This window comes from Methylobacterium sp. 77 (assembly GCF_000372825.1).
GTDB lineage: Bacteria > Pseudomonadota > Alphaproteobacteria > Rhizobiales > Beijerinckiaceae > Methylobacterium.
In genome coordinates this window covers 297205-321197 of the sequence record NZ_KB910516.1, presented here as the reverse complement: position 1 = coordinate 321197, position 23993 = coordinate 297205, and the positions used below count along the sequence as shown (strand labels likewise).

Here is a 23993-nt window from a genome sequence, read left to right as displayed (position 1 = left end):
CCGACGAGGGCATGACGCGTTGGTTCACGGCCCTGCACGCCCCTTGATCCTGTTCGCCCCGGATGCGCGCGATCCCGATTTTCTGACCGAATTGGCGGCAGCGCCCGAAAGGGCCGAGGCTTTTCAAAATCGTTGGCATATTATATCCCAGTCATCGCGTTCCTGATGCCGATCTCTGGGAGGCCGTTCCATGAAAAAGCCGATACAACCGGATCGCCCGATCTGGCCGCAGCTTCCGGACCTCCCGATCAATGTGTCGAGAAGGCCGGGCGAGACGGCGACGACCGCTGACGGTCCCGAACGCATGCCATTGGCCGATGCGGCACCCGTCGAAGCGGTGACGGCACCCGTTCCGGTACATCGCGACGGTATCTGACCCGGTCACCGGCAGACCTTATCGACTAGGTCCGGATCGGCCCGATGATGCGCCCGCATCGCGTTTCAATCTCGGGACCAAGCACCCGAAGCCTTCCGCGGATGACGCCGGCAGGCTCTCATCGCGCGGGATCGTGAGCGGCCTCGGCAGCGATGTCGGTCGCGGGGTTTGAACCGCGACCCGCTCTCCCAGTCTCCCATCAGGGCCATGTGTCCCGGATCGTCGGCTTCGGCGGCATTCCGGGTTTGGGCGAGCGCGGAGCGTCTGAGACGCAAGACAGCTTCGAGCCATTCGGCGATCCCTCAGTACTCTGACATCTGACGACGGCCTGGCGCTTGGACGGGGCCATCATTTGCGCCGCTGCCTCATGGGATGAGCGAGCGCATCATTTGCTGGTGAGCCGTAGAGTTCACGTCAATGGTGCAGATATACCAGGCATTGGAAAATATAGCCGGGAACCGCCATCGCATACGCTGGTTACGAGCTGGACCGTTACGCGGTGCACCGCACCAGGGAGCGACAGTGACACTCGGCGTAGACAGGCATGAACTTCGGCAGATCATCGCCGGCCTCAGCGAAGGGGTAATCCTGGTCGAACCGGACCAGACCATTGCCTATGCCAACGAGGCTGCACTGGCGATGCATGGCGCGGAGACCGTGGACGAGCTCGGCGCCACCGTGGATGCCTACCGTGAGCGTTTCTCCCTACGCTACCGCAACAACCGCGCGCCCGAACACTATCCCATCGAACGTGTCGTCTCCGGCGAGACCTTTCACGACGTCGTCGTCGAGGTGAAGCGAACCGATAAGCCGGATGTCGATTTCGTCCATTCTTTGAGAAGTCTCGTCGCCACCGATCGCGAAGGCAATCCGAGCTGCCTCGCCCTCATCCTCAAGGATGTCTCGGACCAGTTCGAGGCCGAGGAGCGCTTCGAGAAGACCTTCAACGCCAATCCGGCGCCCGCGGTGATCTGCCGGCTGTCGGATCTGCGCCACGTCAAGGTCAATCTCGGCTTCCTGGAGATGACCGGCTACACCCGCGACGCCGTCATCGGCCGCAGCGTCTACGAGGTCGACGTCCTCGCCAGCGCCCGTAATCGGGACCTCGCGATTGCCCGCCTGAACAGTGGCGACACCATCCCGCAGATGGAGGCCTGCCTCGACCTGCCCGATGGCGGGACGCGCTACGTGATCGTGGCCGGGCAACCGATGGAGCTCGGTGACGAGCCCTGCATGCTCTTCACCTTTGCCGACCTCGAACTTCGCCGTAAGGCCGAGACCGCCCTGCGGCAGAGCGAGGAGCGTTTCGCCAAGGCGTTCCGCCTGACGCCCGTGCCGACCCTGCTGGCGCGAGCGGACAGCTTCACCATCACGGGCGCCAACGAGGCCTTCAGCCGGATCTTCGGTTTTGGCAGCGACAAGGTGACCGGACGTTCGCCGGAAGATCTCGGCCTCTGGGTTCACGACGCGGCCCGGACCAAGTTCGAAAGCGCTCTGGCCCGAACCGGATACGTCCTCGGCCTCGAGGTCTGTCTCCGGCACGAGGACGGCACCAACCTCGATTGCCTCGTCTCGGCCGAGACGGTCGAGATCGGCGAGGAGGCTTACGCGCTACTCGTGTTGCAGGACATCACCGACCGCAAGCGCAGCGAACGTGACCTGTTCGGGGCCATCGAGACCGTGATGGCGGATACGTCGTGGTTCAGTCGCGGCCTGATCGAGAAACTCGCCAACCTGCGCCAGCCCGGCGGCGACTATCAGGACGCCGTGTCTCCGAACATGACGGTCCGGGAGCGCCAGATCCTCGATCTGATCTGCGCGGGTCTCGGCGATGACGCCATCGCCAAGCGCCTGAACCTGTCGCGCAACACGGTGCGAAACCATTCCGCCGCGCTGTACCGGAAGCTCGGTGTGCACAAGCGGTCCGAGGCCATCATCTGGGGCCGCGACAATGGCTTCCCGGTCGGCGCAGCCAGTTAAATAAAACCCCTCTACCGGTATATCCGCATCATTGATCGGGCAAACACAGACGCCAATTGGTGTGCGTATCGATGGCGCACAATCATTCGGAGACTCCCGTGAGCGAGCCTAAATCCGCCGCCGACACGCTCAAGGGATCGATGAAAGAGGCCATCGGAAAGTTGATCGGCGACGGCAAGGTCGAAGCCGAAGGCAAGGCTCAGCAGAAGTCATCAAAATCCGACGTGAAACCGAGCGATGATGAGATGAAATCGAAGACATCCGATAAATCCAAGCTTCGGTAACGCGCCGCACAACGTCTCTAACTTTACCGTCAACGCAGAAAGGATATCCCAACATGGTCGACACCACACGCATCACCGGCGCCGCCAAGGAACTCGGCGGCAAGATCCAGGGCGCCGTCGGCGACCTCACCGGCTCGAACAGGGATTCCGTCGAGGGTCGCGCCCGCGAAGTCCAGGGCGGTGCCGAGAACCTCTACGGCCAGGCCAAGGACGCGGTCCGCAATGCCGCCGACCAGGCCTCGGATGCCGCGCGCGACGTCGGTGGACGGGTCCGCGATGCGGTCGACGACGTCGCCGGTTCCGACGGTCGCGAGATCAGGGAGCGCGCACGCCAGGCGCGGGACGTCGCCGGGGACACCTACGAGCGCGCCGAGCGCTCCGTCCGCAATGCCGGCCGCGAAGCCTACGATTACGCCGAGGATGCCTACGAGAATGGCGGCCAGTACCTGCGCCAGGGCGGTCGCGAGGTGAGCCATCAGGTCGGCGAGCACCCGATTGCCGCGCTGCTCGTCGCCGGTCTCCTCGGCTATGGCATCGGCCTGCTCATCCACGGCCGCGACTGATACCGACCTGCGGCCCGACCCGGTTTTCCTAATCGGAGTGCCGAAGACCTCGAACTGCCGAAGACTTCGGAGCGCCAAAGACTTCGGACGACCCGACCCATCGACCAACGACGATTTCGGAGCATTGAAACGTGACTTCTTCCAGCATCCCCACATCGCCTCTCGTGGCGAGCGACACCCGTACCGTCCTGCTGAATCAGGTGTCATGGGGCGCCATTTTCGCCGGCGCCGTCACCGCGCTGGTGACCCAGGTCATCCTCAACATGGTCGGCGTCGGCATCGGCCTGTCCAGCGTCGGCACCACCGCCGCCGATAATCCCGCCGCCTCGACCCTGTCGATGAGCGCCGGCATCTGGTTCATCGTCTCGGGGATCGTCGCCGCGCTTGCCGGCGGCTTCATTGCCGGCCGCCTCTCCGGCAAGCCGGTCACGGGTGCCGCCGGGCTGCACGGCCTCGTCTCCTGGGCCGTCACCACCCTCGTCGTTCTGTACCTGCTGACCTCCGCTGCCGGCGGTCTCATCGGCGGTGCCTTCTCCGGCGTGACCAGCACCCTCGGCGGCGCCGGCTCCCTCGTCGGCGGCACCGTTCAGACCGCCGCCCAGGCCGCGGCCCCGTCGCTGTCCAAGATCGCGAACCCGCTCGACGGCATCGAGCAGTCGGTCCGCCAGCAGGCTGCCGGCCAGGATCCGCAGGCCGCCAAGGACGCAGCCGTCGCCGCCATCCGCGCAGTGTTCACGGGTGACCCGTCGCAGAAGGCCCAGGCCGAGAACCGCGCCGCCGACGCCCTCGCCAAGGCCCAGGGCATCCCTGCCGATCAGGCCAAGGCGCAGATCCAGGACTACAAGAAGCAGTACGAGGAGACCCTCGCCGTCGCCAAGCAGAAGGCCGAGGCCGCTGCCATCGCGACGAAGTCCGCCGCCACCCAGGGCGCCTTCTACGGCGCGCTCGCCCTGATCCTCGGTGCGCTCGCCGGCTTCTTCGGCGGCCGCCTCGGCGCTCCGAAGCTCACCACCCTCACCGACAGCTACGACGCCCGCCGCGTCTGAGCCGAAACACCGGCCGGTCGCCCCGACCGGCCGGTCTCTCTCGAACCAGGAACATCCTGATGAGCAGCACCACGGACAAGCTGAAGGGCCTCGCCAACGAAGCCGTCGGCAATCTCAAGGAAGGCGTCGGCAAGGTCACGGGCAACGACACGCTCGTGGCCGAAGGCAAGGCGCAGGAACTCAAGGGCGAGGCCCAGCGCACCGTCGGCGAGGCCAAGGACGGCGTGAAATCGGTCGTCGACTCGGTGACCCGCAAGTCCTGATGCGGCCGCGTCGAGGGGGCCGAGTGTCCCCTCGACGTCCGTCCCGAGCAACTCGAACACACAGGAGAGAGCCATGAACCGCGACCAATTCCGTGGCGCATCCCGTCACCTGAAGGGCCGTGCCCAGACCGCGCTGGGCGGCGTGACCGGCGACCCCGCGCGCCAGGTCCGCGGCGCGGTGAACCAAGTGGCCGGCGGGGCTCAGTACGCCTACGGACGCGCCCGCGACCGCGCCGAAGATTTCGCCGACGATGGCCGTCACCTCGCGCACGAGGTGCGGGACCGCGCCGGTTACCTGATCGAGGAGGGGCGCGACTTCGCCCGCGATGCCAGCAAGCGCGGCAAGACCTATGGCCGCCAAGCCGTCCGCTACGCCGACGACAACCGCACGTCCGCACTCCTCGGCCTCGCTGCAGTGGCCTTCGCGGTGGGCTGGCTCGCCCGTCCGAAGCGCTGATCCCCTCTAACCTGGAGAACCACCATGATCCGCAAGCTCTTGACCGCGTTCATCCTGCCGAAGGTCATCGCCTATGTGAGCCGCCGCTTCGGTGGCCGGGCGGCGACCACGCCCCGTCGGCCGCGCTGAAACGGGTCGACGACGTGACGGGGAGCCGGTGCCGGGCTCGCGGGCCCGGCAAAGCTCTCTTCGCGTCGCGTGTTCGGCGCCGGAACTACGGCGGCATATCGGATCTCGCGGGCCAGTCTCCACGATACCGTCGTCGCTCCGAAGGAGACGACCGGGCCCATCCCGATCCGAGGCTCCGGCCCAGCGGCTGAGACCTCAATGCGTGCGGTGGTGCGGCGAAGACCTGCGTCGACATGCGAGGATGGCCTTGGCGCAGAGCCGTATCGCTCGTCCATGCTCGCGGAAGGACCAGCCGCAATCCTATCGACACGGGCGCGTCGCCCTGCACCAGGGTGAGTGAGACCGGAAACGGGTACTCCGCCTGTTCGCCCAGAGCGCCGCAATCCGGGCGCGCCGCGCCGGCCGAGTGCTAGCCCGCGACCCGCATCGTGATGGGTTTCACGGCAGGCTGCTTCCCGGTTTCGCGATCGAACCGGTGCTGCGCTGCCTCTACGCCATCCCGGTACAGGCGCGCCCATTGGAACAGCGCCTGAAGGGGAGCGACGAGTGTTTCGCCCAGTGGGGTGACGCTGTACTCGACCGCCACGGGCGATACCGGGATCACCCGCCGGGCGATGATGCCGGAGCGTTCCAGCCGCCGAAGCGCCTGCGTCAACGACTTCTGCGTGATGCCGTTCACGTCTCTTTTCAGAGCGTTGAAACGCATCGGCCCACGGCAGAGCTCAGCCATGATGAGGATCGACCATTTATCGGCGATCTGGTCGAGAACCAGGCGGACGAGGTCTTCCGTGTCACCAAGAGAGCAAGTCGCATTCGCCATCTGGTTTCCTCGAGGATACTTGAGCGACATTAAGTGCCTAATTGACACTAGGTTTCCAAAATAGACCTATGCGCTGCGTCATGCAAACGGAGCACAGGCCATGAAAGCGGTACGTTTCCATCACACCGGGGGACCGGACGTCCTGGTGTATGAGGATGTCCCCGATCCCACTCCCGGCCCCGGTGAAATCCTCATCCGCGTCGAGGCTGTCGGGCTGAATTATGCCGATACCATGCGGCGACGCGGCGACGATTATCCGGACGCCTCGCCTCTCCCTTTCACGCTCGGCATCGAGGTTGCCGGCACGGTCGCAGCCCTGGGTGAGGGCGTGACGGCGCCGGCGGTCGGCACTCCCGTTCTGGCGACGCCCGGCGCCGGCGGATATGCGCAATACATCTCTGTCCCGGCCGCGATCGTCATTCCCCTGCCGCCGGGCTTCGACGCCGTGAACGCAGCGGCCTTGGTGGCACATGGCATGACCGCAGCGATTGCCCTGCGCAAATCCGGCCGGCTCGTCGAGGGCGAAACCGTGCTGATCGAGGCTGCAGCCGGAGGGCTCGGGTCGTTCCTGGTCCAGTTGGCCAAGCTCTACGGCGCCGGCAAGGTCATCGCCGCCGCGAGCACGCCCGAAAAACGGGCGATGGCGGAGACGCTCGGGGCCGATGCCACCGTCGACTACACGCAACCCGACTGGGCCGACCGGGTGAAGGAATTGACCGATGGTCGGGGCGTCGACCTGATCATGGAAACCGCTGGCGGCGACAACGTCCAGAGAGCTCTGGACGCCTTGGCTCCGTTCGGACGCATGGTCTATCTCGGGCAATCCAGCGGCAAGTCGGCTCAGATCGATCCTTGGCGTCTGACGAGTGTCAATCACAGCGTGATCGGTATCTACATCGCGGCCTATGCCGCCTTCCCGGACCTGATGGCCGAGACGATGAACGAGCTGATCGGCTTCCTGATGGCCGGAAAGCTCTCGATCAACATCGGCAAGGTGATGCCGCTGTCGCAGGCGGCGGAAGCCCATCGCCTGCTCGAAAATAGGCTCACCACCGGCAAGGTCGTGCTGCAGCCCTGGGTCGAAGTCTGAACCGGGCCTCCCCCCGGCGGCGCTTCTAGCACGCCGGGGGTAGGAGCGGTCGAAGCCGACGTCTCGTGGGGGGAGCACAGGGTGAGCGCCCGCTCCTCATCACGCACGGATGGTCCGGATCGCATTTCGAGTTCTGGCGGGTGATCGAACCGCTGGCCACTCTACACACCCCCGCCCCGGTCCTATGCCGAGCATGCCTACAACTTCGTCGGCTGGCGGGACATGCCACGAGGCGGCCACTTCGCGGCCATGGAGGAACCGCAGCTCAATGTCGACACTGTCAGGTCATGGGGCAGCGGATCCTGAGCGAAGACAATAAGTGGCGACCTTGCGCAAACCGGTACGATAGTGCACCAAGATGGCATCGTCGGCCACGAATATCGGGCGCTGACGGCTGAGAGAGTCGAGCGCTCCCGCCTTCGATATGGCTGGCGCAACTCATGCCGCGTTATCATTTCAACGTCTATGACGGCATAGAGATGCTGGACAAGGTCGGCGTCGAGCTGCCGGACAGTCAATACGCACGCAGAGAGGCCATCCGCTACGCGGGGTCTATCCTGGAGGGCGGCGCGTCGAAGGACAAAGTCGGTCCGGAGTGGCGAATGGAAGTCACGAACGAGGTCGGCTTGATATTGTTTCGCCTGGACTTTCAGGTGACAGAATCCGCCGCATTGCTCAAAGACAAGATACTTTAAGCTCAGCGTCAGGAGCTTTGAACTCTACGTCGCGATCGCTCACGGCATCGCACCGAACCGTGAAACCGGGCGCATTCGAGTTCGCTGGCCGGTCGCTCGAACCGGTATCGCCGCTTCTCCGGCGTCAGCGTCCACCGACCACCTTGCGCAGCACTCGGGACAGATCCTCGACCGCATAGGGCTTGCGAAGGAGTTCGAAACCGTGCCGTCCGTCCTCGGCGAGGACGTGGCTGTATCCGCTGGTCAGGATCACCGGCAGGGCCGGCCGGCGGACCCGGATGATCCGCCCGAGCTCGACCCCGTTCATGCCGGGCATGACCACGTCCGTGAACACCACGTCGAAACCATCCGGATCGGCTTCGAGGATGGCCAAAGCTTCCTCGGCATCGTGGGCCCAGATCGTCTGGTACCCGAGGTCGCGCAGCAACTGGGTCGAGAACGCCCCGACATCGGCATTGTCCTCGACGACGAGCACCCGGCGCCCACCGCCCGCATCCGATGCCATGGTGACGGGGTCCCTATCGCCGTCGTGACCGTCCGACACCTCGGACGTCACATATGGCAGGTAGAGGGTGAAGGTCGATCCGCGATCGACCTCGCTCACCACGTCGACATTCCCGCCCGACTGCTTGGCGAAGCCGAACACCTGCGACAACCCGAGACCGGTGCCCTTGCCGACTTCCTTGGTGGTGTAGAAGGGCTCGAAGATATGGGCGATGCGGTCCTGGGCGATGCCGCAGCCCGTATCGGATACGGAAACCGCGACGAACATCCCCGGGTCGGCGACATGGGCGCGGATGCCGGGCATCGTCGAACCGCAATGCACGCGGAGCCCCAGCGTCCCCACACCGTCCATGGCATCGCGGGCATTCACCGCCAAGTTCACAAGCGCCGTCTCGAACTGGCTGATATCGGCCTCGACGCAGCACGGATCGTCGATGCCGATATGCTCGATCCGGATGCGGGCGCCGACGATGGTGCCGAGCATGTCCGTGATGCGGGTCACCCGCCGGTTCACGTCGAACACTTCCGGCTTGAGGGATTGGCGACGGGCGAAGGCGAGGAGCTGGCCGGTGAGTTTGGCGGCCCGGTCGACGGTGTCGGCGATGGCGTCGACGTATTTGTGCCGCCGGTCCTCGGCCAGGTCCGGACGCCGAAGCAGGTCGGTCGACGACTTGATGATGGTCAGGAGGTTATTGAAATCATGCGCGATGCCGCCGGTAAGTTGGCCGACCGCCTCCATCTTCTGCGCCTGCCGCAGGGCCTCCTCGATGCGCTGCCGCTCGACGCCCTCGGTCCGAAGGCGGTCGCTCGCGTCGGCGAGGTCGCGCAGGTACAGGCGTTGCTCGCTCAGGTCGGTGAGCACACCGCAGAGGAGTGGCGTTTCCCCTTCGCGGTGAAGCGGGCTCAGGGACAGGTTGACCGGAAGGCCGACCGTCTCGGTGGCCCTCAAGGTCAGCTCACCCCGCACGACGCCTCCGGATGCGCCGTCGAGCAGCCGCATGAAGCCCGGGACCTCGCCCGCGATCATGAACGATTGCAGCGGAAGCCCGATGACGCGTTCCTGGGGCATGCCGAGCATGTCGGCCAGGCGCAGGTTGCAGTAGAGCACCGTGCCGTCGGTGCCGAGGGTGAAGGCACCCTCCTGAATACGTTCGATCAGCACACGGTAGGGCCGGTCGGCATCTTCCAGGGTGTAGATGTAGCGCTGGCCGCTGGGACCCTCGACCACGACCGCGTCGAAGTCTCCGCGTCGGATCGCGGCGACCGTGTCCTCTGCCTCCTCCAGCTTATCCTGCGTCGCGCGAAGGAGTGCCCGGCACTCGAGAAGGGCCGCGTCGCGCTCGTCCTGCGGCTCAGGCGCCATCGGTCCCGCCATCGTTTCCAATCGGGAGCCCCAGGCCCCTCAGGACCCTGCCCGTGTCGGTGAGGTCGCCGATGAGACGGCGTTGAGGAAGCGGCTTCAACCGAAGCAGGGTAGGTGCCGCCACGACCTGATGGAGTTCCGCGAGGTGCGGCTGCTGGTAGATGTCGACGGTCTCAAGGTCGACACGACCCGCGAGAGGCCCGTCGCAGATCCGCCGCAGGTTCTCGATGGCCTGACGCGAGCGCGGGGTCACGCCGGCGACGAACAGCCGAAGCACGTAATCCACGTCCGCGGGTGGCGGTTGCTGAACCGGGACCGCACTCAAGCGTCTTTGACCTTGGGGCGGATATCGAGCCCGACCAGCACCTTCTCGGTATTCGACAGGTCGCCGATGATCCGCTTCAGCGGCTCCGGGATGCGGCGGACCAGGGTCGGGATGGCCAGGATCTGGTCGCCCGCGGCGAGCTGCGGATTCTTGACGAGGTCGATGACCTCGATGTCGTAGCGGCCGGGCAGGTGCTCCTCGCAGATGCGCTTCAGGTTCGCCATCGCGGCCATCGACTTCACGGTCTGGCCGGCGACGTACAGGCGCATGTGGTAGGAGCCGCCGTCCGCATCCTCGTCGAGGAATGAGGAAGCGAGAGGGTCGATCTTGTCCTGGCTCATTCCGCAGCGCTCCGCCGTTGGGTGATGGCCTTCCGTTCGGTCGCCAGCAGGGCCTCGCGGTTCTCGTCCTCGCCAAGCAGGACGGCCTCCTCCTCCTCGGCGACCTCCAGGCCGGCACGCAGCTCGGCCATCTGTCGCTCGATGGCGTGGCGCCTGCGGACGACCTCGCGCCGACGGCGCTCGCTCTCCTGGCTCCGTCGCAGGGTCTCGGACTGCTCACGCGCCTCCTGGACGACGCGGGCGGTCCCGGTCAGGACACCGGCCGGTCCGACATAGGCGTCGACGAGCCTCACGCCCTCCCCCGACATCTGGAACTCGCGCACCTGGTTCGAGTGGCTCATGCCCCGCGCCTTGATCACGTAGAGGGTGCGCGAGCGCTCGCCGTTGGCCTCGACATCCATGAGCTTGATCCAGGCGTCCATCAGCGACGACAGGCCGAGGTCGCCGCGCTCGTCGAAGCCGCCGTCGGTGCGCAGGCTGGTGAACACGGCCGTGATACCACGGCTCTTCAGCATATCGACCATGCGCAGGAGCGTGGCCTGCAACTCGGTCGCCGGTCCCCTGAGGGCGGATACCGGATCGATGATGACGATGCTGGGTTTGAACCGTTCGATGTCACGGTGCATCCGGGCGAGATGGGTCTCCAGCCCGTAGAGCGTCGGGCGGGCCGCCTCGAAGCGCAGGAGCCCGCTCTCGACGTGACGCTTGAGATTCAGGCCGACCGAGCGGGCGTTGCGGCAGATCTGCTCGCCGCTCTCCTCGAAGACGAAGGACATCGCCCGCTCGCCGCGCGCGCAGGCAGCATCGACCATGTAGGAGCTGATCGTGGTCTTGCCGGTGCCGGCGACGCCGGAAATCAGGATGCTGGACCCGCGATAGAACCCACCGGGAGCCAGCATCGCGTCGAGGCCGGAGATGCCGCTCGGAACGATGTCCTGCGAGGTGCCGTAATCGAGATCGGCCGAGGTGACCGGGAGGACGCTGATACCGTCCTCATCAATCAGGAAGGGATATTCGTTCGTGCCGTGGGCGGAGCCGCGGTACTTCACCACCCGCAGGCGGCGGGTGGTGACCTGGTCCTCGACCCGGTTGTCGAGGAGGATCACGCAGTCGGAGACGTATTCCTCCAGACCCTGCCGGGTCAGGCCGCCCTCGCCGCGCTCGCCGGTGATCACCGTGGTGAGGCCGCGGTCCCTGAGCCAGCCGAACAGGCGTCGGAGCTCGGCCCGCAGAATGGCCGCGTCGGACAGGCCCGCGAACAGCGTCTCGATCGTGTCGAGGACCACGCGCTTGGCGCCGATGGTGTCGACCGCGTGGCCGAGCCTGATGAACAGGCCTTCGAGGTCGTACTCGCCGGTCTCCTCGATCTCGCTGCGCTCGACGCGGACATGGTCGATGGCGAGGCTGCCGTCGGCGACCAGCCCGTCGAGGTCGTATCCGAGCGAGGCGACGTTCGCCGCAAGATCCTCGGCCCGCTCCTCGAAGCTCATGAAGACGCCGGGCTCGCCGAACCGGGTGGCACCGTTCACGAGGAAGGTCACGGCGAACAGCGTCTTGCCGCACCCGGCACTGCCGCAGACGAGGCTGGGTCGGCCGACGGGAAGGCCCCCGAACGTGACGTCGTCGAAGCCGGAGATGCCTGTCGGCGCCTTCGCCAGGGACTTCGGGATGGATGCCTCGGACGTCACGCCATGTATCCTTTCCTCGTCGCCGTACTCGCCCCGGCGTCCTCCACGATCATCTCCTCGATGCGCCGCCTAAGGGCGGTCTCGATGAAGTCGATGAGGGTTCGATTGTCGCGACGGGCGTGGTCTCGGGTCGCTGCCAAAAGATTCGCACCGATCCGAATGGCGAGGGGCTTATTCAAACCGAAATCCCGCCGACCGTGCGTGCCTCGCGTATGGGCGTGTCCTGCATAAAGCAATACAACTCGGCGACATCCTCAGTGCGACCAAATCTCGACACCGGCGTCCGATTACGCACGCGCAGCCTGACAGATGTCTCGACAACGGCTGGTCGACGACAACCCCCCGGCCGTCGCAGGCTAAGCCGGAAGCCTGTTTCAACGTCGAGCTCCTCGCCCCCGTTCCCATCGGCGGATCGGCAAGCATCCAAGGACTCCGTCTTTGAGCTGACGGAGGAAGGCTCGACCACGTGTCGCCGCCGCTGAGCAGCGACCGGGATGACGGCACGACTCGGCGCGATGAGGGATGTCGCATCGGCGATCAGCCTAAGCTTAAAATCAGGGCATCGACTGAATAACGTCAGTATAGATTCAGATTGTTTCGTATCTGAGCGAGTGTAAATGGAATATCTATCTCTAAGACCCTTCTTGCCACCAGAACCTCATCATTTTCTTAGCTGCCGAATAGTGATTTTGGACAGCCGATAGCGTCGTGGCATTGAATGTGCTCGGCGCCGGTTCCCCTGGCGGCGATATCCTCGCCATCGGAATCATCAACATTCGCGGCATGAATGTCGTGATCGACGTGCCTCTCATCGAAAACCAGCATGGTTTTCATGAAGACCAGCTCGATCGTCTATGCGGCGACGCTCCGACCTTCGGGCTCGACAACGGCGCCATGGGTATGTCGAGCGAATTGCTCGATCATCGCCGGCTCCCCCATGAGGAAGCCTTGTGCTGCGGCGCATTCTTCCCGCTCCAGGAACCTCAGTTCGGCTTCCGTCTCCACACCCTCGGCGAGGACCGGCAGGCCCAGGCCGCGGCCAAGGCCGAGCACCGAGCGAACGATCGCTGCAGTTTGGTCATTCGTATCCACGGCTCGGATAAACGATCCGTCGATCTTGATCTTATCGAACGGGTAGACGCGCAGGTTGGAGAGGGAGGAGTAGCCCGTGCCGAAATCGTCCATGGCGAGCCCGACACCGAGCGATTTGAGCTGATTCAGGTTGGATTGCGCACGGGACGGGTCTCGAATGAGGGCCGTCTCGGTGATCTCGATCTCGAGCCTGTGTGGCTTCAAGCCGGTTTGAAACAGGACCTCATGCACGAGCTGGACAAAGTGAGGCACGAGAATCTGAACGGCCGACACGTTGACCGCCACCGATAGCGGGTTGGGCCAGCTCGCGGCTTCCCGACAGGCTTCGCGGAGGACCCATTCCCCGAGTTGCAGGATGACGCCGCACTCCTCCGCGATGGGAATGAACAGGGCGGGAGAAACCGCGCCGCGTTCGGGATGCTGCCAGCGGAGCAGTGCTTCGAAGCCTGTCACTGCTCCGGTCGTGACATCAGTCTGCGGCTGGTAGACGACATGCATCTCCCCGCGGGCGATCGCGTGGCGCATGTCGTGTTCCAGCAGCCGGCGGTCGCGCACCTGCATGCCCATTTTGGCTTCGAAGAACCGGTAGGTGCCACGTCCTTCGGCCTTGGCGCGATACAGGGCCGTATCGGCGTAGCTCAGGAGGGCGGCCCGCTCGATGGCGTCGTCCGGATAGAGGGCGATCCCCACGCTGGTGGCGATGACGGGGCCGGAGGCACCGGCATTGCCGTTACGAAGAGCTTCCAGGATACGCTCGGCCAAGCGTCCCGCGGCGACAGCATGATCGCAGGGCATCAGCACCGCGAACTCATCGCCGCCGAGCCGAGCCATCATCTGCGTGTCGTCCAACAGGTTCGACACCAGGCGTGCCACCTTGACCAGCATGGTATCGCCGGCTGCATGGCCGAACAGGTCGTTGACCTCCTTGAAACGATCCAGGTCGAGGCAGAACACCGCCATCTTGCGGCCCGCTGCTTCGGCCAGCTTCATTTCCTGTTCGATGCGCTGGTCGAAGCTCGTCCGGTTGGCCAACCCTGTCAGCGCGTCGTGACGGGCCAGGAATTCGATCTGGCCTTCGGCCCGTCGCCGAGCCCGGAGGTCGCGAATGGCGAGCGCGTAGTGAGGCTGATTACCATAGGTGATCGGGCGCATGATGAGCTCGATGGGGATCGTGCTGCCATTCGTCACCCGCAGCTCCGTCTCGACCGGCTGATCGGGGTGCCCGGCCAGTGCCAATCGGGTCGCGGCCTCCGGCAGAAAGCGCGCGAGGGCAGCCTCGGTGAGGTCGGAATTCCTTAAGTCCACCAGACTGGCAAAGCTGTCGTTGGCACTGACGATGATTTTGCCTCGGCAGACGAGAAGGCCCTCGACTGCCGCGTTCGCGAGACTGTGCAGCCGGTCCCGTTGCATCAGCGCATGGCGCCGTTCGCGGATGTCCAGGGCGAGAGCGCTGCAGGCGAGCAGCAGGATGGTCACACTCGCGAGCGCGACAGCCACGGCAAGCCAACGCGCGGGAATCGCGCCCTTCGAGATCATGATGCTCGGATCGGGAATGATGGTGACCGCGCTCATGGCGGTGAAGTGATGCCCGCAGATCGCAATGAGAAGCAGGAGAGCGCCAAAGGCCCGCGTGCCGAAACCCTGCCGGCTCAAGGCAATCGGCAACGCCACCGCGCCGATCGATGCTCCCAGGACAATCGAGAGTGCGACGAGCCCGAGATTCCACTCGGTATAGCCAGCGACTTCGAATGCCAGCATCCCGGTATAGTGCATGCCGGCAATGCCCAAACCAAGGATGGCACCGCCGATGGCCGGGGCGAAGGGAATGATCCTGATTAGTGCGACGGCGAGCCCGATACCGGTCAAGACGATGGCATAGACGAGCGAGAGAGCCGTGAGTTCGACATTGTAACCGCTGGGCAAGCTCGGCTCGAACGCCAGCATCGCGATGAAGTGTGTGGCCCAGATCCCCGATCCGCCCGCCAAAGCGGCAATGCCAAGCCAGACGCACCGTAAGAGCTGCGTCGCGCTTCGCGCATGACGCATCAATTCGACGGCTGTCATGGATGCCAAGGTGCAGATCGCCGCCGCGAGAGCGACGAGCCAGGGGTCGTGTGCCCCAATGAAACAACCGACGACTTGCAGCATTGCACCCAAACACAAGCGGTGACCTCCGCCTTCGTTGGACCGGCACCACTAAACGCACAATTAAATCGCACAAAACGAGACATCGCGTTCGAAAAGTGGTTAATTTTGCAGCGCGATCGCGTCTAATAATGAAAGCGCCGCTTATTCGTCGGGCGCCCAGTCAGGACTGTAGCCACCAAGACTGGGATGATACATCTCATCGCCGGTATGTTGCGTGAACTCCACGTTGAGGCGGTCTTCGTGTAGACCGAGGATTGCAATGCAGTGGGCACAAAGGGCCTTTGCGAGCGCCAGACGCAACTCGGCCGTGCGGCCCCTGCGGATGTCCAGCATCATCACGGAGACCGGAACGGGCTCACCGGCAGCATCCGGTATCCGCCACACGCCGCCGTCACCGAGCTCTCTGATCGCGACGCTGATCCGCCGAATATCGACCGCCATCATCGTCGCATAGGTCCGGCTCATCTCCGCAGCCAGGCGTTTCTTGGATGCCGCGGAATAGGTGCCGGTCACGTCGAGCTGGAGATAGGGCATGATCGGTTCCTCGGGATCAGGTCGCGCTTGCCGCCTCGAGCTGGTAGCGCGGCGAGGGCTTGGCATGGTTGAATTTTGGTCCGAGCACGCGACGGCCTTCCTCCCAGCGGGTCCAGTCCTCGCCATCCTGCAGGCCGGGAATCGTGACGAGTTCGCCGAGATCGAGGCCCGCGAGCGCGGCATCGACCAGATCGGCGGCCGACATCGTGGCCGGTGAGGTTTTTTGCGCCGCGTAGCCCGCGACATCCCAGAACTCGGTCGCCGTCGCGCCGGGCAGCACGGTCTGGATGCGCACGCCCTTGTCGGCCAAGTCCTTCTGCAGGGAGTGGCCGAAGCTGAGGACGTAGGACTTGGAGGCGCTGTACACGCCGTTCAGCGCCTCGACGGCGATACCGACCACCGACGAGATGTTGATGATCGTGCCCGCGCCGCGCGCCACGAAGGCCGGCGCGACCGCATAGGTGAGGCGGGTGAGCGCGGTGATGTTGAGGGCGATCATCGTTTCCATCTCGTCCACGTCCGCCTGCTGGATCGAGGCGACGGAACCGATGCCGGCATTGTTGACGAGCATGGCGATGCCGGCGTCGTCGCCCAGCCGGGTTTCCAGGCGGGCGAGATCGTCCTTGCGGCCGAGATCGGCTTTGAACGGCTCGACCGTCCGGCCGGTCTCGTTTGCGAGCTGATCGGCCAGCCTGCGCAGCCGGTCTTCATTGCGAGCGACCAGGATAAGGTCATAGCCGCGCTTGGCGACGCGGTCCGCGTAGACGGCACCGATGCCGGTCGACGCGCCGGTGACGACGGCAATGCCCTTGCTGGATTGAGCAATCATCGTGTGATCCTCCGTGTGTTGGCTCGCGGCTTCTGCTCAGGCCAAGCTAGACGCGCTCGCACGCAGCCGAAATGTCGAAGATGCGTCGTTTTCAGCCATAGCCACGAGCGCCCGATGGGCGGTGTATGCGTCCTGCGCGGATGCGACCGTGCTTGCCGCAACTGCCGCTGCGACGGCGAGGCTACGCACCACGAAGCTCGGGTTTCGACCGGGCATCGTCAGTCTCCAGCGTCCGCGCGTCGGCGGCTGCCGGCGTCTGCAGGGCGGACGCTTGTGTTGACCGGGTATGTCTCAAATGTCATGCATGAGTCGTTTAAAGACGGATGGATACGATCATGCAGCGCGTCGGTTTCGTCGTTTTTCCCGGCTACTCGATCATGGGACTGGCCGCGGCGCCGGCTTTCGAGCTCGCCAATCTGGTGGGCGATGCGCCCATCTACGACATCCGTTTCGTCTCCGAGCACGGGGGGGCGATCCGCACCTCGGCCGGCATGAGCGTGGACACGGAAGCCTTTGGAGACAGCGCATTCGACACGCTGATCGTCGGCGGCGGCACCTTCGTCCACCCTACGACACCCGGCCTACTGGCGCTGATCCGGAAAGCGGCCACGCAGTCCCGGCGGATCGCCGCGATTTGCACGGGAGCGTTCGTCCTCGGCGATGCCGGCCTGCTCGACGGCCGCCGGGCGACGACGCACTGGATGTATGCGCGGGAGCTGCAAACGCGGTTCCCCGACAGCGCGGTCGATGTGGACCGGATCTTCATCAACGACGGGTCGGTCTGGACCTCGGCCGGCATGAGCGCCGGCATCGACCTGGCCCTCGCACTCGTCGAGGACGATCTCGGTCATGAGGTAGCGCAGGCGGTCGCCAAGAAACTCGTGCTCTATCACCGGCGGGCGGGTGGGCAATCGCAGTTCTCGACCCTGCTCGACCTCGATGCGAAGTCGGACCGCATTCAATCCGCCCTGACCTATGCCAAGCAGAACCTCCACCGCCCGATATCAGTCGAGGAACTGGCGGAGGCGGCACGCCTCAGCCCACGTCAATTCAGTCGCGTCTTTCACGCGGAGACTGGTCAATCGCCGGCCAAGGCAGTGGAGAGCCTACGCGTCGAGGCCGCGCGGGTGCTGATGGAGCGCAGCCGTCATCCCATCGAGGTCGTCGCCGACCAGACCGGCTTCGCGGATCGCAACCGGATGCGCAGGGCCTTCCTGCGGGCATTCGGGCAACCACCGCAGGTCATCCGGCGCAATGCGCGTGGGGCATTGGACGCGGCGAACGCCTAAGCACGGGTGTCTGGTTGCCCCACGAATGCCGGCTACGCTCGTGGTTCGAGGCCTCGAGCGAAGCCGTTGCGTGCATCGGAGCCAATCTGACCTCGACGATGACCCTGGCCCAGCAAACTGGTCCATTCCGCATCCAGGGCGCCACCTTGCCCATCAACGGCTCGACCTCGCGCGAGGTGAAATCCGGCGAGCGCCAAATAATTCAGAATGTGGATCAGATGTCGGTGGACGACGAGGATCGCGCCAGATTCCGCTGCGTTCTGAACGGTTTGGCCGAGCTAGCTGGCGGAGGGAGCGGGATTCGAACCCGCGATACCGTTTCCGGTATACACACTTTCCAGGCGTGCGCCTTCAACCACTCGGCCACCCCTCCAGCCCCCAGATCGCTGGCCGGCTAAGCGGCGGAAGCGACGAGTGGGTGGCGTGCTGTACAAGCCGAGTCTCCACCGTGCAAGGGACCAGCGACCCGATCCGCTGAGGAAACGTCCTATTTCCGTCCTCTCGCCACCGACCTGTGCCCCGATGGCACCGCGTTAACGCTTCGCTAACCGTGAGGCCGGCAATTCTTGCCGGGTCCGGTCGAGGACGCGAGGGATCGAAAAATGAGTGAGACGGGCGCCGCCGCGCCGGCTCAAGGGACGAGCGTCGGGCAGTTCGCGAGTTTCGCGGTGCCGAACCGTGCCAACCTCACTGCGCTGTCGAAGCGCACCGACCTGTTCTTCGCGACAGCGGTCATGGGCATCCTCACGGTGCTCATCTTCCCGCTGCCGGCCTTCCTGCTCGACCTGCTGCTCGCCGTCTCGATCATCATCTCGGTGCTGATCATGATGACGGGCCTGTTCATCGACAATCCGCTCGAATTCACCGTCTTCCCGACCCTGCTGCTGGTGGCGACGCTGCTGCGGCTGGCTCTGAACCTCGCCTCGACGCGGCTCATCCTCGGTCATGGCCACGAGGGGAGTGCGGCGGCGGGCCACGTCATCGAAGCCTTCGGCAACTTCGTGATGGGCGGCAACTTCGTCATCGGGATCATCGTCTTCGCGATCCTGATCATCGTGAACTTCGTCGTCATCACCAAGGGCTCGGGCCGTATCGCGGAAGTCGCGGCCCGATTCACCCTCGACGCCATGCCCGGCAAGCAGATGGCGATCGATGCCGACCTCTCGGCCGGCCTCATCGACGAGAAGGTGGCGAAAGCCCGCCGCGCCGCTCTTGAGGAGGAATCCTCGTTCTTCGGCGCCATGGACGGTGCCTCGAAATTCGTGCGCGGAGATGCCATCGCCGCGCTGCTCATCACCTTCATCAACGTCATCGGCGGCATCATCATCGGCGTCGCCCAGCAGGGCATGCCGTTCATGGGGGCGGCCAAGACCTACACCCTCCTCACCATCGGCGACGGCCTCGCCAGCCAGGTGCCGGCGCTCATCGTCTCGACGGCGGCCGGCATCCTCGTCTCGAAGGCGGGCGTGAAGGGCTCGGCCGACAAGGCCCTCGGCAAGCAGCTCGCCAACTACCCGAAGGCGCTGGGCATGTCGGCCGGCGTCATGGTGCTGCTCTCCTTCCTGCCCGGCATGCCGATGCTGCCGTTCCTGGCGCTCGGCGGAGCCTCGGGCTACGCCGCCTGGCACTTCGCCAAGGTCGCCCGCGAGGCCCCTCCCCTGGATTCGGACGGCGCGCCGATGGACGCCACCGCCGTGGCCGCCGCCCAGGCCGCCAAGGAAGAGACGGTCACCGATCTGCTCAAGCTCGACGACCTCAAGCTCGAAATGGGCTACGCGCTCCTCGCCCTCGTCAACGGCCAGGAAGGCCAGGATCGGCTGACGGACCAGATCAAGGCGCTCCGTCGCCAACTCGCGGCGGAACTCGGCTTCGTGATGCCGTCGGTGCGCATCCTCGACAACGTCCAGCTCGATTCCAACGCCTACGTCGTCCGGGTGAAGGAGATCGAGGCCGGGACCGGCCAGATCTTCCCCGGACAGTTCATGGCGATGGATCCGATGGGTGGCCAGGTCCAGCTTCCCGGTCAGCACATGTTGGAGCCGACCTTCGGCTTGCCGGCGACCTGGATCGACGCGTCACTGCGCGATCAGGCCCAGCTCAAGGGATACACCGTGGTGGATGCCGCCACCGTGGTCTCGACCCATCTCACCGAGATCATCAAGGCGCATGTCTCTGAACTGCTCAACCATGTGGAGGTGCAGAAGCTCTTGAAGGAGCTCTCGAAGGACCATGCCGACCTCCTCAAGGAGGTGGTCCCGTCGCAGATCGCAACCACGGGGATTCAGCGCGTGCTGCAATACCTGCTCGCCGAACGGGTCTCGATCCGCGATCTCGGCGCCATCGTCGAGGGCATCGCCGAGGTGGCGGGCCACGTGAAGAACCCGCGCGACATCGTCGAGCATGTCCGCGCCCGCCTCGGCCGCCAGATCTGCGCCCAGTACCAGGGCCATGACGGCATGCTGCCGATCATCACCCTGTCACCGGCCTGGGAGCAGGCCTTCCTCGATTCCATCGCCGGCGAACGCGACGAGCGCTACCTCGCCATGCAGCCGTCCAAGCTCTCGGAATTCGTCAACACGGTCCGTGACCGTTTCGAGCAGGCCGCCCGCATGGGTGAGATGCCGGTCCTCGTCACCTCGGTCCAGGCACGGCCCTTCGTCCGCTCGATCATCGAACGCTTCCGCCGCGAGACGCCGGTGATGAGCCAGGCGGAGATTCATCCCCGCGCGCGGCTGCGGACGGTGGGTTCGGTCTAGCCGCCGCTTCTCCCGGCGCGCGCATCGCCGAAGTCGATGCCCCTCGCGACGATATGGAAGACGTCGGGGCGGCAAGCGGCGCTGCCGGGCGAAGGCCGCACGTCGCATCACGCCGCCCCTTCCGGCAATCGACCACGGGCGCCGGCCATCGAAGCCGCGCCCGGTGCGATGCCGTCGATCAGTCTCGATCCGTCAGGCGACGATGCGATCCCGATGGCGGCTGGCCCGAGGCCTCGAAGCGACGCCTTTGGGGGGCTTCCTCTGTCCCGAGAACCGCTGTCCCACTTGCCGGGATGAGGCTTCAGAGCGGCCTCTTCTCCAGCTTCTTCTCGATCCGATGGGCATCGAGGCCTGGAACGACGACCGGCGGTTCGGGCACGGCGGAGGCCTGGGGGGTTCTCGCGAGTTCGGCGAGGCGGGAGCGCTCGTAGAGCAGGACGACGACCACCGAGATCAGCGCCGGGATCCAGAAATAGAAAACGCGGAACACGATGACGGCGGCGATGATCGCGTCCTTCTGGCCCGGATCGGTGATCTGCATCGCCGTGATGAAGACCAGTTCGAAGACGCCGAGGCCGCCCGGAGCGTTCGAGACGAGGGCGACCGAGAAGGACGCGAGAAAGATCGCGATGACGGCGATCGGTCCGGGATTCACGGCCTCCGGCAGCGCGAAATAGAGGATGCCGGCTGCTCCCAGAAGCTCGAGCGGAGCCGCCAGGAGTTGCCGGCCCATGATTCCCGGACGGGGATATTCCAGCTTGAACGTGCGGATATGCAGCGGCGGAAGCCGCAGGATCGAGCCGGCGACATAGAGGGCGACGAAGGCGAGAAGACCGATGCCGACGGTGAGCGCCGTCTTTGGGTCGGTCAGGAAGCCCGGCAAGATGCCCTTGAGCCGCGACAGCAGCTGCGGTTCGACCACGAGGACGACACCGCCGAGCAGAATCGTCCCGAGGAAGAAGGTGAAGGAGCAAAGGGCCACCAGCACCGCGACTTGGGCGGCCGACAGGCCCTTGGCCGTATAGGCCCGGTAGCGCACCAGCGCGCCGGAGAAGACCGAGGCACCGATATTGTGGGAGAGTGCGTAGGTCGTGAACGAACACACCGACACGAAGAACCACGAGATTCCGCGAACCCCGAGATGCAGCAGCGCAATGCGGTCGTACCAGGCGAGGGCCGCGTAGGCGACGAGGGTCGAGAGCCCGGCCAGGACCATGCGATGCGGCGGGATGGCGACGATCGCCGTCCATACCGCCGCCATCGAGGTCGTCTTCAGCTCCTGATACAGGAAGTAGCCGGAGACGGCGATCGCCAGGAGGCCGATGAGCGGCCAGGCGAAGTCCTTGATTGTCTTCATTACGAACCGGTCATGCCCCCGCCGCCCGGCCTACCTGCACGACCGCGCGGAGCATCGCAAGCGAGACGGCAGGCCCTGGCCTTCGCCGACGGATGTCATGCGAACATGACGACTTCGTGCCGGTCCGTTAAGCGGATCGTTCAGGCGCGGGCTCGGGCCAGACCGATACCGTCCATCGCGGCCTGATCGCGGGCCGCCTCGGCGACCCGTTCGGCCGTGCGCTCGCGGTCCTCGAGGATCTCGATCTTCTTGAGGTCCTCGAAGGCTTCGCCGAGTTCGGCCTTGGCGTCGGCGAGCTGGCCTTCCAGGGCGAGCGCGGATTGGCGCATGTTGTCCCGGCGCGTAGCGGCGGCGCGGGCATAGGTGGGATAGGCGAAATGGCCCGGATCGGTGATGCCGGCGCGGCCTTCCTCGTGGGCGACTTCGCGGTCGAGCTCGGAGGCCATGCGATTGAAATCGGCCATCATCATCTCGATCTGCGACACGCGCCGACGCTTCTCGTCGACCTGGAAGCGGCGCAGCCGGATCAGCGTGTCACGCGATTTCATGTTGAGGGTCCCATTCCACGCAACGTACGAAAGGCCGGCACCGAGAATGCCGGGGACGAAAGCGAGGAGGTTGCGAGCGGCACTCAGGCACCGCCGACGATCTCTGCCAGTCGACGGTAACCCTCGCCTATCGAGGTTGCTTCTTCCTTACTTTGACCCAGAAAAGCCTCGATACTCGGCATCAACGCCACCGCTTCGTCCACTTCCGCCGATGCGCCGGCCCGGTACGCTCCGAGCCGGATGAGTTCCTCCATGTCAGCGAAGGTCGAGAGGATTCGGCGCGCCCGCCGGACGGTGGGCAGATGGGCCGGGTCGCAGGATCGCGGCATGGTGCGGGAGACCGAGCGCAGAACGTTGATCGCGGGATAGCGTCCCCGCTCGGCGATGCCGCGCTCCATGACGATGTGGCCGTCGAGAATGCCGCGCACCGCATCGGCCACCGGCTCGTTGTGGTCATCGCCTTCCACCAGCACGGTGAACAGCCCAGAGATCGCCCCCTGCCCGGTTCCGGGCCCGGCCCGCTCCAGCAGGCGCGGCAATTCGCTGAAGACGGTCGGCGTGTAGCCCTTGGCGGTAGGAGGTTCTCCGGCGGCAAGGCCGATATCGCGCTGGGCCATGGCGAAGCGCGTGATCGAATCGATCATGCAGAGAACCTGAGCGCCCTGATCGCGAAAGAACTCGGCGAGAGCCAGGGTGACGTAGGCCGCGTTGCGCCGCATCAGCGCCGGCTCGTCGGAGGTCGCCACCACCACCACCGAGCGGGCGAGGCCGCTGGGGCCGAGATCGTCCTGCAGAAATTCCTGCACCTCGCGCCCGCGCTCGCCGACGAGGCCGATCACCGCGACGTCGGCGGCGGTGTAGCGGGCGAGCATGGAGAGCAGGACCGACTTGCCGACGCCGGACCCGGCGAAGATGCCCATGCGCTGGCCGGCGCACATGGTGAGGAAGGTGTTGATGCAGCGGATGCCGAGATCCAGCGGCGGCCCGACCCTGCGCCGGGCATGCGCCGGAGGCGGATCGGCCCGGAGCGGATAGATCATCGGGCCGGGTGGCAGGGGGCCGAGGCCGTCGATGGGACGGCCGAGGGCGTCGATGGTTCGCCCGAGCCAGCCGGCGGACGGGCGAATCGCCCCGGCTGCCTCGTCCCGCACCATCGCCGGACATCCGCGGCGGACACCTTCGAGGGAGCCGAACGGCATCGCCAGTGCCCGCTCGCCCTGGAAGCCGATGATTTCGCACGGGACGGCGCCGGCGCCGTTCTCGACCATGATGTCGAGGCGCCCGCCGAGCCGCATCGCCGCGACCGGACCGGCGACTTCGACGAGGAGCCCCTTGATGGCCACGACCCGTCCGTAAGTCTCGAGGGTCTCGACGGCGGCCAGGGCAGCCAGGGCCGAGGCCAGGCTGAGGGTGGAGGAAACGCGGGTTCGCTCCGTCATCTGCGGTTCTCTCAACCTTTCGTTTACCTCCCTCCTTAACACTGCGTACATCGGGCTTGTAGCGGTCCGTCGTCGAT

22 protein-coding genes and 1 tRNA gene are annotated in these 23993 nt (G+C 65.4%); 10 read left to right on the top strand and 13 right to left on the bottom strand.

Annotated features, from left to right (window positions below; all coding sequences use genetic code 11):
- Positions 1 to 898: 898 nt before the first annotated feature.
- From A3OK_RS0101445 to A3OK_RS0101420, 6 genes are all read left to right on the top strand, one after another.
- Positions 899 to 2356, top strand: coding sequence for a helix-turn-helix transcriptional regulator (locus A3OK_RS0101445; RefSeq protein ID WP_019903153.1), 1458 nt, complete (start codon positions 899 to 901; stop codon positions 2354 to 2356).
- A 98-nt stretch (positions 2357 to 2454) separates the two neighbouring features.
- Positions 2455 to 2640: a CsbD family protein gene (locus A3OK_RS24470; RefSeq protein ID WP_026596821.1), complete on the top strand. Its 186-nt coding sequence runs from the start codon at positions 2455 to 2457 to the stop codon at positions 2638 to 2640.
- A gap of 53 nt (positions 2641 to 2693) precedes the next feature.
- The gene (locus tag A3OK_RS0101435) at positions 2694 to 3203 is read left to right on the top strand and encodes a CsbD family protein (RefSeq protein WP_019903151.1); all 510 of its coding nucleotides are present in this window, start codon (positions 2694 to 2696) and stop codon (positions 3201 to 3203) included.
- A 131-nt stretch (positions 3204 to 3334) separates the two neighbouring features.
- A complete protein-coding gene (locus A3OK_RS0101430) occupies positions 3335 to 4249 on the top strand; it encodes a hypothetical protein (protein WP_036302082.1) in 915 nt (304 codons plus the stop codon).
- A gap of 59 nt (positions 4250 to 4308) precedes the next feature.
- The gene (locus A3OK_RS0101425) at positions 4309 to 4512 is read left to right on the top strand and encodes a CsbD family protein (protein ID WP_019903149.1); all 204 of its coding nucleotides are present in this window, start codon (positions 4309 to 4311) and stop codon (positions 4510 to 4512) included.
- A 73-nt stretch (positions 4513 to 4585) separates the two neighbouring features.
- A complete protein-coding gene (locus A3OK_RS0101420; RefSeq protein ID WP_019903148.1) occupies positions 4586 to 4969 on the top strand; it encodes a CsbD family protein in 384 nt (127 codons plus the stop codon).
- Between the two features lie 538 nt (positions 4970 to 5507).
- Here the strand turns inward: A3OK_RS0101420 and A3OK_RS0101410 are convergent.
- Positions 5508 to 5918 (bottom strand): helix-turn-helix domain-containing protein, encoded by a 411-nt coding sequence (locus A3OK_RS0101410; RefSeq protein ID WP_019903146.1) that lies wholly within the window; start codon positions 5916 to 5918, stop codon positions 5508 to 5510.
- A gap of 100 nt (positions 5919 to 6018) precedes the next feature.
- Here A3OK_RS0101410 and A3OK_RS0101405 point away from each other — a divergent pair, with 100 nt between their 5' ends.
- Positions 6019 to 7008, top strand: a complete 990-nt coding sequence (locus A3OK_RS0101405; RefSeq protein WP_019903145.1) for a quinone oxidoreductase — start codon at positions 6019 to 6021, stop codon at positions 7006 to 7008.
- A 440-nt stretch (positions 7009 to 7448) separates the two neighbouring features.
- Positions 7449 to 7703, top strand: coding sequence for a hypothetical protein (locus A3OK_RS0101400; protein WP_019903144.1), 255 nt, complete (start codon positions 7449 to 7451; stop codon positions 7701 to 7703).
- A gap of 124 nt (positions 7704 to 7827) precedes the next feature.
- Here A3OK_RS0101400 and A3OK_RS0101395 read toward each other — a convergent pair whose 3' ends face one another.
- The 8 genes from A3OK_RS0101395 to A3OK_RS0101355 form a co-directional block, all read right to left on the bottom strand.
- Positions 7828 to 9570, bottom strand: a complete 1743-nt coding sequence (locus A3OK_RS0101395; protein ID WP_019903143.1) for a PAS domain-containing hybrid sensor histidine kinase/response regulator — start codon at positions 9568 to 9570, stop codon at positions 7828 to 7830.
- Positions 9560 to 9895, bottom strand: coding sequence for a circadian clock KaiB family protein (locus tag A3OK_RS0101390; RefSeq protein WP_245259288.1), 336 nt, complete (start codon positions 9893 to 9895; stop codon positions 9560 to 9562). The genes A3OK_RS0101395 and A3OK_RS0101390 overlap by 11 nt, the downstream gene beginning before the upstream one ends.
- On the bottom strand, positions 9892 to 10164 hold the full coding sequence (locus A3OK_RS0101385) for a circadian clock KaiB family protein (RefSeq protein ID WP_245259399.1): 273 nt from the start codon (positions 10162 to 10164) through the stop codon (positions 9892 to 9894). Before A3OK_RS0101385 ends, A3OK_RS0101390 begins: the two co-directional genes overlap by 4 nt.
- 68 nt (positions 10165 to 10232) lie before the next feature.
- The gene (gene kaiC / locus A3OK_RS0101380; protein WP_019903140.1) at positions 10233 to 11924 is read right to left on the bottom strand and encodes a circadian clock protein KaiC; all 1692 of its coding nucleotides are present in this window, start codon (positions 11922 to 11924) and stop codon (positions 10233 to 10235) included.
- A gap of 669 nt (positions 11925 to 12593) precedes the next feature.
- A complete protein-coding gene (locus tag A3OK_RS23835; protein WP_019903138.1) occupies positions 12594 to 12758 on the bottom strand; it encodes a hypothetical protein in 165 nt (54 codons plus the stop codon).
- 18 nt (positions 12759 to 12776) lie between these two features.
- On the bottom strand, positions 12777 to 15164 hold the full coding sequence (locus A3OK_RS0101365; RefSeq protein ID WP_019903137.1) for an EAL domain-containing protein: 2388 nt from the start codon (positions 15162 to 15164) through the stop codon (positions 12777 to 12779).
- A gap of 141 nt (positions 15165 to 15305) precedes the next feature.
- Positions 15306 to 15698, bottom strand: a complete 393-nt coding sequence (locus tag A3OK_RS0101360; RefSeq protein WP_019903136.1) for a tautomerase — start codon at positions 15696 to 15698, stop codon at positions 15306 to 15308.
- 16 nt (positions 15699 to 15714) lie between these two features.
- The gene (locus A3OK_RS0101355; protein ID WP_019903135.1) at positions 15715 to 16527 is read right to left on the bottom strand and encodes an SDR family oxidoreductase; all 813 of its coding nucleotides are present in this window, start codon (positions 16525 to 16527) and stop codon (positions 15715 to 15717) included.
- 335 nt (positions 16528 to 16862) lie between these two features.
- Here A3OK_RS0101355 and A3OK_RS0101350 point away from each other — a divergent pair, with 335 nt between their 5' ends.
- Positions 16863 to 17816, top strand: coding sequence for a GlxA family transcriptional regulator (locus A3OK_RS0101350; RefSeq protein ID WP_026596819.1), 954 nt, complete (start codon positions 16863 to 16865; stop codon positions 17814 to 17816).
- 283 nt (positions 17817 to 18099) lie between these two features.
- Here the strand turns inward: A3OK_RS0101350 and A3OK_RS0101345 are convergent.
- Positions 18100 to 18189, bottom strand: a tRNA-Ser gene (locus A3OK_RS0101345).
- A 229-nt stretch (positions 18190 to 18418) separates the two neighbouring features.
- Here A3OK_RS0101345 and flhA point away from each other — a divergent pair.
- Positions 18419 to 20572, top strand: a complete 2154-nt coding sequence (gene flhA / locus A3OK_RS0101340; protein ID WP_019903133.1) for a flagellar biosynthesis protein FlhA — start codon at positions 18419 to 18421, stop codon at positions 20570 to 20572.
- Between the two features lie 301 nt (positions 20573 to 20873).
- Here the strand turns inward: flhA and A3OK_RS0101335 are convergent, their stop codons facing one another.
- The 3 genes from A3OK_RS0101335 to fliI all read right to left on the bottom strand — a co-directional run bounded on the left by A3OK_RS0101335 (position 20874) and on the right by fliI (position 23916).
- Positions 20874 to 21929: a lysylphosphatidylglycerol synthase domain-containing protein gene (locus tag A3OK_RS0101335; RefSeq protein WP_019903132.1), complete on the bottom strand. Its 1056-nt coding sequence runs from the start codon at positions 21927 to 21929 to the stop codon at positions 20874 to 20876.
- Between the two features lie 140 nt (positions 21930 to 22069).
- Entirely contained in the window at positions 22070 to 22477 is a 408-nt protein-coding gene (gene fliJ, locus A3OK_RS0101330; protein ID WP_019903131.1) for a flagellar export protein FliJ, read from the bottom strand.
- A gap of 83 nt (positions 22478 to 22560) precedes the next feature.
- On the bottom strand, positions 22561 to 23916 hold the full coding sequence (fliI, locus tag A3OK_RS0101325; protein ID WP_019903130.1) for a flagellar protein export ATPase FliI: 1356 nt from the start codon (positions 23914 to 23916) through the stop codon (positions 22561 to 22563).
- Between the last annotated feature and the right edge of the window lie 77 nt (positions 23917 to 23993).